General features: G+C 42.7%; 15 protein-coding genes. 11 read left to right on the top strand and 4 right to left on the bottom strand.

All coding sequences use genetic code 11. From position 1 onward, the window contains the following. Positions 1-219 precede the first annotated feature (219 nt). From BSI_RS10645 to sipT, 4 genes are all read left to right on the top strand, one after another. Positions 220-975: a DeoR/GlpR family DNA-binding transcription regulator gene (locus tag BSI_RS10645; protein ID WP_003218720.1), complete on the top strand. Its 756-nt coding sequence runs from the start codon at positions 220-222 to the stop codon at positions 973-975. After that, positions 972-1,883, top strand: a complete 912-nt coding sequence (gene pfkB / locus BSI_RS10650; RefSeq protein ID WP_003238876.1) for a 1-phosphofructokinase — start codon at positions 972-974, stop codon at positions 1,881-1,883. Before BSI_RS10645 ends, pfkB begins: the two co-directional genes overlap by 4 nt. Before the next feature lie 14 nt (positions 1,884-1,897). Then, positions 1,898-3,805, top strand: a complete 1,908-nt coding sequence (locus tag BSI_RS10655; RefSeq protein ID WP_003238875.1) for a PTS fructose transporter subunit IIABC — start codon at positions 1,898-1,900, stop codon at positions 3,803-3,805. A gap of 144 nt (positions 3,806-3,949) precedes the next feature. Further along, complete coding sequence (gene sipT, locus BSI_RS10660; protein WP_003238872.1) at positions 3,950-4,531, top strand: signal peptidase I sipT; 582 nt, start codon at positions 3,950-3,952, stop codon at positions 4,529-4,531. A 35-nt stretch (positions 4,532-4,566) separates the two neighbouring features. Here the strand turns inward: sipT and BSI_RS10665 are convergent, their stop codons facing one another. After that, complete coding sequence (locus BSI_RS10665; protein ID WP_003222329.1) at positions 4,567-4,836, bottom strand: hypothetical protein; 270 nt, start codon at positions 4,834-4,836, stop codon at positions 4,567-4,569. Positions 4,837-5,014: 178 nt separating this feature from the next. Between BSI_RS10665 and BSI_RS10670 the strand changes: the two genes are divergently transcribed. Further along, positions 5,015-6,634, top strand: a complete 1,620-nt coding sequence (locus BSI_RS10670; RefSeq protein WP_003238870.1) for an ABC-F family ATP-binding cassette domain-containing protein — start codon at positions 5,015-5,017, stop codon at positions 6,632-6,634. 59 nt (positions 6,635-6,693) lie between these two features. Next, complete coding sequence (locus BSI_RS10675; RefSeq protein ID WP_003238869.1) at positions 6,694-7,605, top strand: ketopantoate reductase family protein; 912 nt, start codon at positions 6,694-6,696, stop codon at positions 7,603-7,605. Positions 7,606-7,633: 28 nt separating this feature from the next. Here the strand turns inward: BSI_RS10675 and BSI_RS10680 are convergent, their stop codons facing one another. From BSI_RS10680 to mreBH, 3 genes are all read right to left on the bottom strand, one after another. Beyond that, positions 7,634-8,866, bottom strand: coding sequence for an aminopeptidase (locus tag BSI_RS10680; RefSeq protein WP_003238866.1), 1,233 nt, complete (start codon positions 8,864-8,866; stop codon positions 7,634-7,636). A 111-nt stretch (positions 8,867-8,977) separates the two neighbouring features. Next, entirely contained in the window at positions 8,978-9,112 is a 135-nt protein-coding gene (locus BSI_RS10685) for a protein YkpC (RefSeq protein WP_003238865.1), read from the bottom strand. 99 nt (positions 9,113-9,211) lie between these two features. Next, entirely contained in the window at positions 9,212-10,219 is a 1,008-nt protein-coding gene (mreBH, locus tag BSI_RS10690) for a cell shape-determining protein MreBH (RefSeq protein WP_029316824.1), read from the bottom strand. 282 nt (positions 10,220-10,501) lie between these two features. On the opposite strand from mreBH, the gene abhA reads away from it, so the two are divergent. The 5 genes from abhA to ade all read left to right on the top strand — a co-directional run. Then, the gene (gene abhA / locus BSI_RS10695) at positions 10,502-10,780 is read left to right on the top strand and encodes a transcriptional regulator AbhA (protein WP_003238863.1); all 279 of its coding nucleotides are present in this window, start codon (positions 10,502-10,504) and stop codon (positions 10,778-10,780) included. 191 nt (positions 10,781-10,971) lie between these two features. Further along, complete coding sequence (gene kinC, locus BSI_RS10700; RefSeq protein WP_003238862.1) at positions 10,972-12,258, top strand: two-component sensor histidine kinase KinC; 1,287 nt, start codon at positions 10,972-10,974, stop codon at positions 12,256-12,258. A gap of 15 nt (positions 12,259-12,273) precedes the next feature. After that, complete coding sequence (locus BSI_RS10705) at positions 12,274-13,101, top strand: gamma-glutamylcyclotransferase family protein (RefSeq protein WP_003238861.1); 828 nt, start codon at positions 12,274-12,276, stop codon at positions 13,099-13,101. 71 nt (positions 13,102-13,172) lie between these two features. Then, positions 13,173-13,838 carry a Ktr system potassium transporter KtrC gene (ktrC, locus tag BSI_RS10710; protein ID WP_003222311.1) on the top strand — a complete coding sequence of 222 codons (666 nt, stop codon included), beginning with the start codon at positions 13,173-13,175 and terminating at the stop codon, positions 13,836-13,838. Between the two features lie 157 nt (positions 13,839-13,995). Further along, positions 13,996-15,656 (top strand): adenine deaminase (gene ade, locus BSI_RS0121195; protein WP_032732094.1); only part of this gene is annotated, 1,661 nt, incomplete at its 3' end.

The following is a 15,656-nucleotide window of genomic DNA, read 5'->3' as shown; positions in this document are numbered from 1 at the left end:
ACTTTTTTCATTAAAATAAGAAGAAAATGTCGTACAATTGTCCTTATTTTTGTCGAATTTACAGTTTACAAACCCTATAGACATGCGTTAATATGGAGAAACGTGAAAGATTTTGATAGTTATTGAATGAATTTGAATGATTTTAGTTGCCTAAACTGAAAATAGCGTTTACAATGAAATTGTATTCAAAATGAATACGTTTTCATTAGGAGGTGAAGCATGCTAACTCCTGAACGGCATCAATTGATTATTGATCAAATAGAAAAGTATGATGTGGTAAAAATTCAAGAGCTCATAAATCTGACAAATGCTTCTGAATCAACAATCAGAAGAGATTTATCGACACTTGAAGAACGCGGTTTTTTAAAGCGTGTTCATGGGGGAGCCGCCAAGCTTTCCGATATCAGACTTGAACCCGATATGCTTGAAAAATCATCCAAAAACCTTCACGATAAATTGAAGATTGCTGAAAAAGCGGCTTCACTTTTAGAAGAAGGGGATTGCATTTATCTTGATGCAGGCACGACGACTTTGCACATGATTGATTTTATGGATAAAAGCAAAGATATTGTCGTTGTTACAAACGGGGTGATGCATATCGAAGCATTAATAAGGAAAGAAATTTCTTTTTATCTGCTTGGAGGATACGTAAAGCACAGAACGGGCGCGGTTATTGGAGGCGCTTCACTGATTGCCATGGATCAGTACAGATTCGATAAGAGTTTTCTGGGGACAAACGGTGTCCATACAGAGGCTGGATTCACAACGCCGGACCCTGATGAGGCCCTTTTAAAACAGAAAGCTGTCAAACAGGCAAAACACGCTTACGTCTTAGCAGACCCTTCGAAATTCGGAGAAATTTCATTTTCGGCATTCGCCGGAATAGGCGACGCAACAATCATTACGACTGACGCTGAAGAGCTTACATTCGATAATTACCAAGAAAAAACTGTCGTAAAGGTAGTGAAACCATGATTTACACTGTAACACTTAATCCATCTGTCGATTATATTGTTCACGTTGAAGATTTTACTGTAGGAGGCCTGAACCGTTCCGTATACGATACAAAGTATCCAGGGGGCAAAGGCATCAACGTATCGAGACTGCTGAAAAGACACCATGTACCGTCTAAAGCGCTCGGATTTGTCGGCGGATTTACCGGAGAATATATCAAAACGTTTTTGCGGGAAGAAAACCTGGAAACAGCTTTTTCTGAAGTAAAAGAAGATACCCGTATCAATGTAAAGCTGAAAACTGGTGATGAAACTGAAATTAACGGGCAGGGACCGACAATTTCGGATGAAGATTTCAAAGCCTTTTTAGAACAGTTCCAATCTTTGCAAGAGGGAGATATCGTCGTCCTTGCAGGAAGCATTCCATCTTCACTGCCTCACGATACTTATGAAAAAATCGCAGAGGCCAGCAAACAGCAGAACGCGCGAGTTGTTCTGGATATCTCAGGCGAGGCGCTTTTAAAAGCGACAGAAATGAAACCGTTTTTGATGAAGCCTAACCATCATGAGCTGGGAGAAATGTTCGGCACGACAATTACATCTGTTGAAGAAGCAGTTCCTTATGGGAAAAAGCTTGTAGAACAAGGCGCTGAACATGTAATCGTATCCATGGCCGGAGACGGAGCGCTTCTGTTTACGAACGAAGCCGTTTACTTTGCTAACGTGCCTAAGGGGAAATTGGTAAACTCAGTCGGAGCGGGAGATTCCGTCGTTGCAGGGTTCCTTGCCGGTATTTCCAAACAGCTGCCGCTTGAAGAAGCATTCCGCTTAGGAGTGACATCAGGCAGCGCTACCGCGTTCTCTGAAGAACTTGGAACAGAAGAATTTGTCCAGCAGCTTCTTCCTGAAGTTAAGGTCACACGTCTATAGAGGAGGAAACAAAAGTGAAAATAACTGAGCTTTTAACGAAGCATACGATAAAGCTTAATATTGAGAGCAAAGAAAAAGAAAATGTTATTGACGAAATGGTCACTGTTCTTGATAAGGCTGGAAAGTTAAATGACCGACAAGCCTACAAAGAAGCCATTTTAAATCGTGAGAGCCAGAGCTCAACGGGTATTGGTGAAGGAATCGCTATCCCGCATGCGAAAACGGCAAGCGTTATCAACCCGGCGATTGCGTTTGGACGTTCTAAAGACGGTGTCGATTATGAATCATTAGACGGTCAGCCGGCTCACTTGGTGTTCATGATTGCTGCGACTGAAGGCGCAAACAACACTCACCTTGAAGCATTGTCAAGACTTTCAACGCTGCTAATGCGTGAAGAAATCCGCAAGCAGCTCCTTGAAGCTGAGTCAGAAGATGCCATCATCGACATTATTAATCAGCACGATAAAGATGATGACGATGAGGAAGAGGAAGAAGAAGCGGCACCAGCACCTGCCGGAAAAGGAAAAATCTTAGCAGTTACTGCATGTCCGACAGGTATTGCACACACATTCATGGCTGCTGATGCCCTTAAAGAAAAAGCGAAAGAGCTTGGTGTGGACATTAAGGTCGAAACAAATGGGTCAAGCGGTATTAAGCACAAGTTGACTGCCCAAGAAATTGAAGAGGCACCTGCAATCATTGTCGCAGCGGACAAGCAGGTTGAAATGGAGCGCTTTAAAGGCAAGCGCGTGCTTCAAGTACCTGTTACAGCAGGTATCAGACGCCCGCAAGAGCTTATCGAAAAAGCGATGAATCAAGATGCGCCGATTTATCAAGGAAGCGGCGGTGCTTCTTCAGCTTCAAACGATGAAGATGAAGCAAGAGGCAAGTCTGGCAACAGCATCGGAAGCGCATTTTATAAGCATTTGATGAGCGGTGTCAGCAACATGCTTCCGTTCGTAGTCGGCGGCGGTATCCTCGTTGCCATTTCATTCTTCTGGGGAATTAATTCATCCAATCCGGATGATCCTACTTACAATACGTTTGCTGCAGCTCTTAAGTTTATCGGCGGTGACAATGCATTAGGATTAATTGTGGCTGTTCTTGCCGGATTCATCGCAATGAGTATTGCAGACCGTCCTGGTTTTGCGCCTGGTATGGTCGGCGGATTTATGGCAACTCAAGCAAATGCTGGATTCTTAGGCGGTTTAATTGCCGGATTCCTGGCTGGTTATATCGTTGTTCTTTTGAAAAAAGCATTCGTCTTTATTCCGCAGTCACTTGACGGACTGAAACCTGTATTAATTTATCCGCTGCTTGGTATTTTCTTAACTGGTATTATCATGCGTTTCGTTGTGAATACACCGGTAGCGGCATTTATGGATTTCTTAACAAACTGGCTTGAAAGCCTTGGTACTGGAAACTTAGTATTAATGGGTATTATTTTGGGCGGTATGATGGCGATCGATATGGGTGGCCCGCTTAATAAAGCAGCCTTTACGTTCGGTATCGCGATGATCGATGCAGGCAACTATGCGCCTCATGCAGCGATCATGGCCGGCGGTATGGTTCCTCCGCTTGGTATCGCACTTGCAACAACAATTTTCCGAAACAAGTTCTCTCAGCGTGACCGTGAAGCAGGTATTACATGCTACTTCATGGGTGCTGCCTTCGTAACAGAGGGAGCGATCCCGTTTGCTGCGGCTGATCCGCTTCGCGTCATTCCAGCTGCTGTCGTTGGTGCAGCTGTTGCCGGCGGATTAACAGAATTCTTCCGTGTAACGCTTCCGGCCCCTCACGGAGGAGTATTCGTAGCCTTCATTACAAACCACCCGCTGCTTTACCTATTAAGTATCGTGATCGGTGCTGTCGTGATGGCAATTATCCTCGGTATCTTAAAAAAACCTGTTACAGAGAAATAAGAAAAAAAGCGTCCTTCATTCGAAAGGACGCTTTTTCTTTATCCTGCTGGCGGGAGCGCGGTTAAGTTATGTACTTTATCATCATTTATGATAAAGTAAAAGAAGGGAAACAACTGACATAGCAATCGTCTAGGAGGAAACACTTTGACCGAGGAAAAAAACACGAAAACTGAAAAAACGGCGAAGAAAAAAACCAATACGTACTTGGAATGGGGAAAAGCGATTGTCATCGCTGTTCTGCTGGCTCTCCTGATCCGTCACTTTTTGTTTGAGCCTTATTTAGTTGAAGGTTCATCTATGTATCCCACATTACATGATGGAGAAAGGCTGTTTGTGAATAAAACAGTCAACTATATCGGCGAACTGCAGCGCGGAGATATCGTCATTATCAACGGTGAGACGTCAAAAATCCATTATGTAAAAAGATTGATCGGAAAGCCTGGAGAAACCGTTCAAATGAAGGATGACACGCTTTATATAAACGGAAAAAAAGTAGCCGAGCCTTACTTGTCTAAAAACAAAAAGGAAGCAGAAAAACTTGGTGTCAGTCTGACAGGCGACTTTGGACCGGTTAAGGTTCCAAAAGGCAAATATTTTGTCATGGGAGATAACCGGCTGAATTCAATGGACAGCCGAAACGGGCTGGGACTGATTGCGGAAGACCGGATTGTCGGTACATCGAAGTTTGTCTTTTTCCCGTTTAACGAAATGCGTCAAACAAAATAAAAACGCCTTGCTGGCCTTTGGACAGCAGGCATTTTTTAATTTGAAAAAGAAGCAACTAATGCAATGCATAATACCGTGATGAACACTGAACCGATAATGGCCAGCACACTGAAGAAAAGGTGAACTTGTTTGTTCTCTTTTCCGCGCTTTTCTAAAAGTCGTTTAGAGAAAATGTGCGAAAATATGTAAATAAGGGCTATGCCAATATATAAGCCGATATCTTTGGCGGTAAAGCCTGTTACGGCAAGGTAAAAGCCCGTAAAAAAGATTAATAAGCAGTATTCAGTAAGTGTTAAAAGCCTCAACGTGTTCCTCCATGAGAGTGTAATTTTCCAGCCGGATGCATTCTCTCTGCTTCATTGTAACATAGCTGGCCGCTTTGAGTGTATAAGTGTTTTCTCTCTGTTTTATCAGGGAATCATTTCTCTTGCCCTGCATTCATGGTATACTTTTATTGATGATAGACATGATGGAGGATAATAAATGATTGCTGTAAATAATGTAAGCTTGCGGTTTGCAGATCGCAAGTTATTTGAAGATGTCAATATTAAATTTACCCCAGGCAACTGCTATGGGTTAATTGGTGCAAATGGTGCCGGTAAATCAACGTTTCTGAAAGTGTTATCAGGCGAAATTGAGCCTCAGACAGGCGACGTTCATATGAGTCCTGGCGAGCGTCTTGCCGTCTTGAAGCAGAACCATTTTGAGTACGAAGAGTATGAAGTGCTGAAAGTGGTCATTATGGGTCACAAACGCCTGTATGAAGTCATGCAGGAGAAAGACGCTATTTACATGAAGCCTGATTTCTCAGATGAGGATGGAATTCGTGCTGCTGAGCTCGAAGGTGAATTTGCAGAGCTGAACGGATGGGAAGCGGAAAGTGAAGCTGCGATCCTTCTAAAAGGCCTTGGAATCTCAGAAGATCTTCATACGAAGAAGATGGAAGACCTTGGCGGTTCAGAGAAAGTAAAAGTGCTCTTGGCCCAGGCATTATTCGGCAAGCCGGATGTTCTGCTGCTTGATGAGCCGACGAACCACTTGGACCTTCAGGCGATTCAGTGGCTGGAAGAGTTTCTGATTAACTTTGAAAACACAGTTATTGTTGTATCCCATGATCGTCACTTCTTAAATAAAGTGTGTACACACATCGCTGACCTTGATTTTAACAAAATCCAAATCTATGTCGGAAACTATGATTTCTGGTACGAATCAAGCCAGCTGGCGTTAAAGCTTTCTCAAGAAGCGAACAAGAAAAAAGAAGAGCAAATTAAACAGCTTCAAGAGTTTGTCGCTAGATTCAGCGCCAATGCGTCTAAATCTAAGCAGGCAACATCAAGAAAGAAACTTCTTGAAAAAATTACGCTGGATGATATTAAACCGTCTTCCCGCCGCTATCCTTACGTTAACTTTACGCCGGAACGGGAAATCGGAAATGATGTTCTTCGGGTGGAAGGCTTAACGAAAACAATCGATGGCGTAAAAGTGCTCGACAATGTCAGCTTCATTATGAATAGAGAAGATAAAATTGCTTTTACTGGCCGCAATGAACTGGCTGTTACTACGCTGTTTAAAATCATTTCCGGGGAAATGGAAGCTGACAGCGGAACGTATAAATGGGGCGTTACAACATCTCAAGCGTTTTTTCCAAAAGACAACAGCGAATATTTCGAAGGCAGTGATCTGAATCTTGTAGACTGGCTTCGCCAATATTCTCCTCACGACCAAAGTGAGAGCTTTTTACGCGGATTCTTAGGTCGCATGCTGTTCTCCGGCGAAGAAGTCCACAAAAAAGCAAATGTACTATCCGGGGGAGAAAAGGTTCGCTGTATGCTTTCGAAAGCGATGCTTTCTGGCGCCAATATTTTAATTTTGGATGAGCCGACCAACCATTTAGACTTAGAATCCATTACAGCGCTCAATAACGGCTTAATCAGCTTTAAAGGCGCTATGCTGTTTACATCCCATGACCATCAGTTTGTACAGACCATTGCCAACAGAATTATAGAAATTACACCTAACGGCATCGTCGATAAGCAAATGAGCTATGATGAGTTCCTTGAAAATGCTGATGTGCAGAAAAAATTGACTGAACTATACGCGTGATAAAAAAAGCAGAGATTCCTCTGCTTTTTTTGCTACATAAATATGAAAGGGGATACGACATGAATTTTTTAGTTGTCGGAGCAGGAGGAGTAGGCGGGTATATTGGCGGACGGCTTGCAGAGAAAGGCAATGATGTGACATTTCTCGTACGCCAAAAGAGAGCTGAGCAGTTAAAAGAAACCGGGCTTGCCATTCATAGTGAAAAGGGGAATGTATCATTTCAGCCCGCATTAATCAGTGCTGGAGAAACAGGGCAGTTTGATGTCGTTATCATCGCTTCTAAAGCATATTCACTTGGTCAAGTGATAAACGATGTCAAACCGTTTATCAATCGCGAATCTGTCATTATCCCTTTCTTAAACGGGTACCGACACTACGAGCAGCTGTTTGCGGCATTTTCAAAAGAACAGGTGCTGGGCGGTTTGTGTTTTATAGAAAGTGCCCTAGACAACAAGGGAGAAATTCATCATACGAGCGCATCGCATCGTTTTGTATTCGGAGAATGGAACGGTGAGCGTACGGAACGAATAACAGCGCTTGAAGAGGCGTTTTCAGGCGTGAAGGCAGAAGTCATCATCAGCGATCATATCGAGAAGGACATTTGGAAAAAGTATCTGTTTATTGCCGCGCAATCGGGGATCACAACGTTATTTCAAAGGCCGCTTGGCCCGATCCTCGAAACAGAAGGCGGACGTCACACGGCTCAAACTCTTATTGGAGAGATTGGCTCTATTTTGCGAAAAGACGGCGTTCCGGCTGATCCGAGTCTTGAGGAAGAGAGCTTCCGGACGATGTTAAGCATGTCTTATCATATGAAGTCCTCCATGCTTCGTGACATGGAAAAGGGACAAACGACTGAAGGCCACCACCTGCACGGCTTTTTACTTGAAAAAGCAAAGCGTTTATCTCTTGCGGCACCTATATTAGAAACGGTTTATGCCAATCTGCAAATGTATGAAGCAGAAAAATAAAAAGGAGGCGAAAGCCTCCTTTTGTTTATTAAAAAGCCCAATTTCCGTTTCTGAAGATAGGCTCTCTTTTACCGTCTGCTGTAATTCCGTCAATGTTCATATCCTGAGAACCAACCATAAAGTCCACGTGTGTAATGCTTTCATTTAAGCCTTCTTTGACAAGCTCCTCACGAGACATCTGCTTTCCGCCTTCAATGTTAAAGGCATAGGCACTGCCGATCGCCAAATGATTTGACGCATTTTCATCAAACAATGTGTTATAGAAAAGAATATTTGATTGTGATATAGGCGAATCGTAAGGAACAAGTGCCACTTCACCTAAATAGTGAGAACCCTCATCTGTTTCCACCAGTTCTTTTAAAATGTCCTCGCCTTTTTCGGCTTTAATGTCGACTATACGGCCATTTTCAAAAGTGAGGCTGAAGTTTTCGATAATATTTCCGCCGTAGCTTAACGGTTTTGTGCTCGATACGACTCCGTCGACTCCATCTTTTTGCGGCAGCGTAAATACTTCCTCTGTCGGCATATTGGCCATAAACTCATGGCCGCTTTCATTTACGCTGCCCGCGCCTGCCCATACATGCTTTTTCGGCAGCTTAATGGTTAAATCAGTTCCCTTTGCTTGATAATGTAAAGCAGCATAATGTCTCTCGTTCAAATGGTCAACTTTTTCATGAAGATTTTGATCATGCTTGATCCAAGCTTGTACCGGGTCGTCTTCGTTTACGCGCGTTGCTTTAAAAATTTCTTCCCACAGAAGCTGAATCGCTTCCTCTTCTGATTTGCCAGGAAACACTTTCTGAGCCCAGCCTGCTGATGCCGCACCTACGACAGTCCAGCTGACTTTGTCCGATTGAATATATTGTCTGTATGTATGTAATGCTTTGCCTGCTGCTTTTTGGAATGCAGCAATCCGTTTGGAATCTACACCTTTTAGTAAGTCTGGGTTTGACGACACGACAGAGATGAAAGCAGCTCCTTTTTTAGCAAGCTCTTCTCTGCCTTTTGCTTCCCATTCAGGGTATTCTTCAAATGCTTCAAACGGCGCGAGTTCATATTTGAATTTGGCGACTTCGTCATCCTGCCAATTCACCGTTACATTTTTTGCGCCTTTTTCATATGCATGTTTCACAATTAAGCGGACAAAATCCCGTACATCTGTTGAAGCATTTACGACTACATACTGGCCTTTTTGGACGTTTACGCCGACTTCTACCGCCAGTTGTGCATATGTATTTAATTTCTGTGAAAATGAATCCATGAATCATTCCTCCTCAAGCTTTTTTCTCATCATATCAAATATAATCCTATAAAGGAAAGAAAGGAGGCCAAAGTGAAAAACCCAAAACAACATGTCTTGGGTTTTTCGATATTATGGATGATTCAGTTTTACAGTGCCGCCTGCAGGCGAATGGGGCATATTTGCCAAAGAAATGCTCATGCCTCCAAGAATGATTCCGCTTAAAATGGCTGCGATCGCTACTCTTCTTCCTAAATCTCTTAGCATCTGTTTCCTCCTTAACGTTTCTCCATTTCCCACAATATGAAGGGAGTGAGGAAAAAAGAAGCAAGAAATTTCTGCATGTGAGATTTTTGCAGGAAAAGACTATTTTATCGCCTTTTGAAGCTTATCGATCACTTCTAAAGAACGGCCTGTGCCGATTGCCACAGATTCAAGCGGATTTTGCGCCACGTGTACAGGCACTACAATCTCTTCTGTGAGCCATTCTTTTATCCCGTTAAGAAGCGCGCCGCCGCCCGTTAAAATAACGCCGCGATCAACAATATCTCCGCTCAATTCAGGCGGGCAGTCTTCAAGTGTAGCTCTGATGGCTTCAAGAATATGCAGGAGAGATTCACGCATGGCATCTTGAATTTCGTTAGATTGAAGCATAATGGTTTTTGGAAGGCCTGTCACGAGGTCGCGTCCCCGAATTTCCATTGCTTCCGGCACATGCTCAATCAGGGCATGGCCAATTTCCATTTTCACCTGCTCAGCTGTGCGTTCCCCGATCAGCAAATTGTATTTTTTCCGGACAAAAGAAACGATATCCTCATCAAGCTGGTCTCCGCCGATTCTGATAGAGTGACAGGAAACAACGCCGCCGAAGGAAATGATGGCGACCTCTGTCGTCCCTCCGCCGATGTCTACTACCACATTGGCAACCGGCTCATCAACCGGTAAATCCGCTCCGATTGCGGCTGCTACTGGCTCTTCAATTAAATGGACGTTTTTCGCGCCGCAATTTTTCACTGCATCACTGATGGCGCGGCGTTCTACTGCTGTTGAGCCTGACGGTGTGCAAACGACTACATTCGGTTTTCTGAACGACATGCCGATGCTTTTTGCGGCTTTTTTCATAATATGCTTTAACAAATCAGTTGTCATATCATAGTCTGCGATAACGCCATCTTTCATCGGTCTGACAGCGACAATTTTTCCCGGCGTTTTGCCAATCATGTTTTTTGCGTCAGCTCCGATAGCAAGTACTGCTTTTGTCGTTGTATCCACGGCAACAACAGATGGTTCATTTAAGATAATTCCTTTATTTTTGCTGTAAACAAGTATATTAGCTGTTCCTAAGTCAATCCCGATTTCAGTTGATTGAAACATGTCTTCACCCAATCTCTATCCTGATTTTATATGATTCTACATTTAAAGTTTCTAAGAAATGAAGCGATTTTTGGGGGTGTGCGTCGGGAAAGAAATGTTTTTGTAAAAAAACGCGGAACTGTGTAACAGAAGTAATACATTTCTCGGTTTTATGGAAAAAATATCTTGTAATTCTTATAGAAAGCGGGAAACTTTTTCTTAGTTTCGTACGTCTACGATATATTGAGGTACATCCTTAAACATTACATGAGAAAAGAAACATTTAAAGGAAGAAGGGTTTTTATGAAATCAATAGGTGTTGTGAGAAAAGTAGATGAATTAGGCCGTATTGTTATGCCGATAGAATTAAGACGGGCACTGGATATTGCCATAAAAGACAGTATTGAATTTTTTGTCGACGGAGATAAAATTATCTTGAAAAAGTACAAACCTCATGGTGTTTGTTTAATGACCGGAGAAATCACTTCAGATAATAAAGAATACGGCAACGGTAAAATTACGTTAAGCCCAGAAGGTGCACAGCTGCTTCTTGAAGAAATTCAAGCCGCTTTAAAAGAATAATATCATGTTGAAAAAAGGCGGAGCGATACAATCTCCGCCTTTTTTGCGTGCCAATTTCTGATTACCGCCGCCTAAGATACGACATCATGAACATCAGGTAATGAATGATTTGGGATACTTTACATATTTTACTCAATTTTTTGTCGAAGAATGGTACAATAAATAGAGAAACACAAGCGGCAGGTGGTCATATGAGAAAATATCAAGCACGTATCATTTCCATCATTTTGGCAATGATTTTTATTATGTTTTGGGATTATTTATTTTATTTTATAGGCAAAAACCCGATTAATTGGCCTGTTGATATTGTGTATACTGCGGTCACGATAGTAAGTGTCTGGATGCTGGCTTATTATATTGATGAGAAACAGCAGCTGGTTAAGAAAATGAAGGATAATGAATGGAAGTATAAGCAGCTCTCTGAAGAAAAGAACCGCATCATGGATAATTTGCAGGAAATCGTATTTCAAACGAATGCAAAAGGCGAAATTACATATCTAAACCAAGCGTGGGCATCAATAACCGGCTTTTCAATCCATGAATGTATGGGAACGATGTATAATGATTACTTCATAAAAGAAAAGCACGTAGCCGACCACATTAACACCCAAATCCAAAACAAAGCGTCTTCTGGCATGTTTACGGCAAAATACGTGACAAAGAACGGCACGATTTTTTGGGGAGAAGTTCATTATAAGCTTTACTACGACCGGGATGACCAATTTACAGGCAGCCTGGGCACAATGTCAGATATCACAGAGCGTAAAGAGGCTGAAGATGAGCTCATTGAGATTAATGAACGGCTGGCAAGAGAATCACAGAAACTGTCAATCACAAGTGAACTTGCCGCCGGTATTGCACATGAGGTCAGAAACCCTTTAACATCTGTCAGCGGTTTCCTTCAGATTATGAAAACACAATATCCGGACAGAAAAGGCTATTTTGACATCATCTTTTCAGAGATTAAAAGAATCGATTTGGTGCTCAGCGAGCTGTTGCTGCTGGCAAAACCGCAGGCGGTCACATTTAAAACACATCATCTCAATGAGATCTTGAAACAAGTTACGACACTGCTTGATACCAATGCTATTTTGTCCAATATTGTCATAGAAAAAAATTTCGAAGAGACAGACGGCTGTATCATTAACGGGGACGAAAATCAGCTGAAGCAGGTCTTTATCAATATTATTAAAAACGGGATTGAAGCAATGCCAAAAGGCGGTGTCGTTACCATTTCGACTGCTAAGACAGCCTCTCATGCAGTCATAAGCGTCAAAGATGAAGGGAACGGCATGCCGCAGGAAAAGCTTAAGCAGATAGGCAAACCTTTTTATTCAACAAAAGAAAAGGGCACCGGACTCGGGCTTGCCATTTGTTTGAGAATCTTGAAGGAACATGACGGGGAATTGAAAATCGAAAGTGAAGCTGGAAAAGGCAGCGTCTTTCAAGTGGTTTTGCCTTTAACATCAGACAGCTGAGAGGGGAAAAATAAAATGAACTCGCTTCTGTTTGTATACGGGACATTAAGAAAGCATGAAAAAAATCATCATCTGCTGGCACAATCGGCATGTATCAATGAGCAGGCCAGAACGAAGGGATGTCTGTTTGCTACAATAGAGGGGCCCGCAGCCGTTTTTGAAGATGAAGGCTATATATGCGGCGAAGTATATGAAGCAGATGAATTGTATATACATAAGCTCGATCAGTTTTTTCAAGGCTATGATCAACAAACGGTGCTTGTAGAAACGGATACCGGGATCAAAAAAGCGCTTATTTATTTTATGAACAAAGACAAGTGTGCCGGCTTTCCGAAAATAAGCAGCGGCGACTGGAAAGAACATCAGATGATCAGTAAATCGCAAAATCCTGTTTATTATTTTGCCTATGGGTCCTGCATGGACAATGCCCGCTTTCAAAAGGCGGGAGTCGATCACTATTTTCAAGATCCAGTGGGAAGAGCTGTTTTAAAAGGATACACAACCCGCTTTACGCTAAAAAGAGAGGATGGCTCAAGAGCGGATCTGATGGAAGACGGAGGAACAACAGAAGGTTTTTTATACCGTATCCCTTTTTCTGCTCTCTCCTATCTATATAAAAGGGAGGGCGTTGAATCTCTTACGTATCGGCCGGCATTTGTAGATGTTGAAGCAGGCGGAAGGCGCTACACGGACTGTTTAACCTTTCTCGTCCTTCAAAAAGCAGCGGAAACTGCCCCGCCTGAGCACTACCAGATTGAAATTGAACGCGGAGCGGAGCTGTATTTGTCACCGGGGTTTGCTGACAAGCTTAAGCGGCATATGAATTCGCTGCCAAAAGGTTAACGAAATTAACACTGTTACAAAAGAATATGATAAAATTTGATCAATATGATGTCAGGTAAAGGAGCACCACTATGAAAAAAGAATTTGCGGTAATTGGACTAGGCCGTTTTGGTGGCAGTATTTGCAAAGCATTAAGCGAAGAAGGCGTAGAGGTTATGGCAATGGATATCGATGAAGATAAAGTCAACGAGTATGCCAAGATCGCATCTCACGCCGTTATCGGTGATTCAACAGACGAATCTGTCCTGAAAAATTTAGGTCTGCGAAACTTTGACCACGTCATTGTAGCCATCGGAGAAAATATCCAAGCGAGTATTTTAACGACTCTCATTCTGAAAGAACTGGGCGTTCACACCATTACAGTTAAGGCCCAGAACGATTATCACGAAAAAGTGCTGTCTAAAATTGGTGCAGATCACATCGTCCATCCGGAACGCGATATGGCAAAGCGAATTGCGCATAACATCGTATCCAACAACGTACTGGATTATTTAGAGCTGTCTGAAGAGCATAGTCTTGTTGAAATCGTAGCCAACAGCCGCCTGGCCGGAAATACGCTTCTCGATTTAGATATTCGTGCGAAATACGGTATTAACATCGTAGCCATCAAAAGGGGCAAGGAAGTTATCGTATCGCCGCTTGCAACCGAGGTCATACATCAAGAAGATATTCTCATCGTTATTGGTTCGGTTACAGACATTTCCCGTTTTGAAAAAAGAGTTCTCCATACAAAATAGCAGTAAAACAAAAGCCGTCCCAAAGGGGCGGCTTTTAATATTATCAGAATATAACAACTTTAATGAAGTGAGCGCCAATTTCTTAAAATTTTATTGACTAAGCATAGGCGTTCCGATAGCATATTGTACCATATAATAAAAAAGAGGAGGGGCCTATTTGAATAAAGAAACGCTGGTCAATAGGCTGAATGCTTCAGCCCGAAGACAAAAAGCTGATATCGTCATTAAGAACGGAAAAATCATGGACGTATTTAATCAAGAGTGGATATATGAAGATATTGCAATTACAGATGGAGTCATTGTAGGCCTCGGCGAGTATGAAGGCGAAAAAATCATTGATGCAGAGGGACAAATGGTTGTTCCGGGTTTTATTGATGGACATGTACATATTGAGTCTTCAATGGTTACACCGATTGAGTTCGCTAAAGCGGTATTGCCGCATGGCGTGACAACCGTTGTTACCGATCCGCATGAAATAGCGAATGTGTCTGGCGAAAAAGGGATTGCATTTATGATTGAACAGGCTCGGCAAACACCGCTGAATATCCATTTTATGCTTCCCTCCAGTGTGCCTGCTGCAAGCTTTGAGCGATCAGGCGCAGTACTCAAAGCTGCTGATTTAAAGCCTTTTTACGAAGAGCAAGAAGTATTGGGACTGGCTGAAGTCATGGATTATGTGTCGGTTCAGCATGCTGAAGAAGATATGGTTCAGAAACTGCTCGATGCCCGCGTTGCAGGAAAGCGGATTGACGGTCATTTAGCGGGTTTATCAACAGATCTCATTAACATTTATAGAACCGCATTTGTCTTGAACGATCATGAAGTAACGACGAAGGAAGAAGCCCTTGATCGTATTAGAAGGGGAATGTATGTCATGATGCGTGAAGGATCAGTCGCAAAAAACACTCTAAAAGTGCTGCCCGCGGTGAATGAAAAGAACGCGCGCCGTTTCTTTTTCTGTACAGATGATAAGCATGTGGATGATTTATTGTCAGAGGGAAGTGTAAATCATCAAGTAAAAATGGCGATTCAAACCGGACTTGACCCGTTTTTAGCCTATCAATTAGGAAGCCTTAACGCAGCCGAATGCTACGGGTTAGATACAAGGGGAGCGATTGCCCCGGGTTTTGACGCTGATCTGCTCTTTGTTTCTGATCTGGAAAACGTCACAGTCACAATGACGATGGTAAAAGGACAGACTGTTGCTGAAGGCAAAAAAGCAGTCTATCAAGATAGCGCTCCAGCTGCAGCTCCAGAACCGGCACTGCTCGATTCTGTTAAGCTTGCTGCTCCTCTTAAAGAACAGAATTTTCATATGCCAATCAATTCAAATCAGCAAATCAATGTGATTCAAATCATTCCAAACCAGCTTGAAACACGATTGGTACATGTTCCGGCTCCTGATGTACACGTTTTTGAGCCTGACACCGAGCTCGATTTGTTAAAGATTGCAGTCATTGAGCGGCATAAAGGATTAAAAGAAGTCGGACTTGGTGTGGTGAAAGGATTTGGATTCAAGAGCGGAGCGATTGCAACAACCATTTCGCACGATTCCCACAATATTATTGCCGTTGGAACAAATGATGCCGATATCGCGGCTGCAGTTAATAAGCTGCAGGAAATTGGCGGAGGATTAACGATTATAAAAAATGAAGAAGAGCTTCATTCAGTACCGCTGCCGATTGCGGGGTTATTATCCGACCAATCTGCGGAGCATGTGAATCAAAGCTTGCTGACGCTGCATGATAAATTGTCGTTAGTTGGTTTCACAGGCGGGGTTTATTCCTTTTTTTTGCTGTCGTTTTTTTTTTTTTCTTT

The organism is Bacillus inaquosorum KCTC 13429 (assembly GCF_000332645.1).
Classification (GTDB): domain Bacteria; phylum Bacillota; class Bacilli; order Bacillales; family Bacillaceae; genus Bacillus; species Bacillus inaquosorum.
Note: the sequence above shows the minus strand (reverse complement) of the source record. Positions and strands in the feature narration are given on the sequence as shown.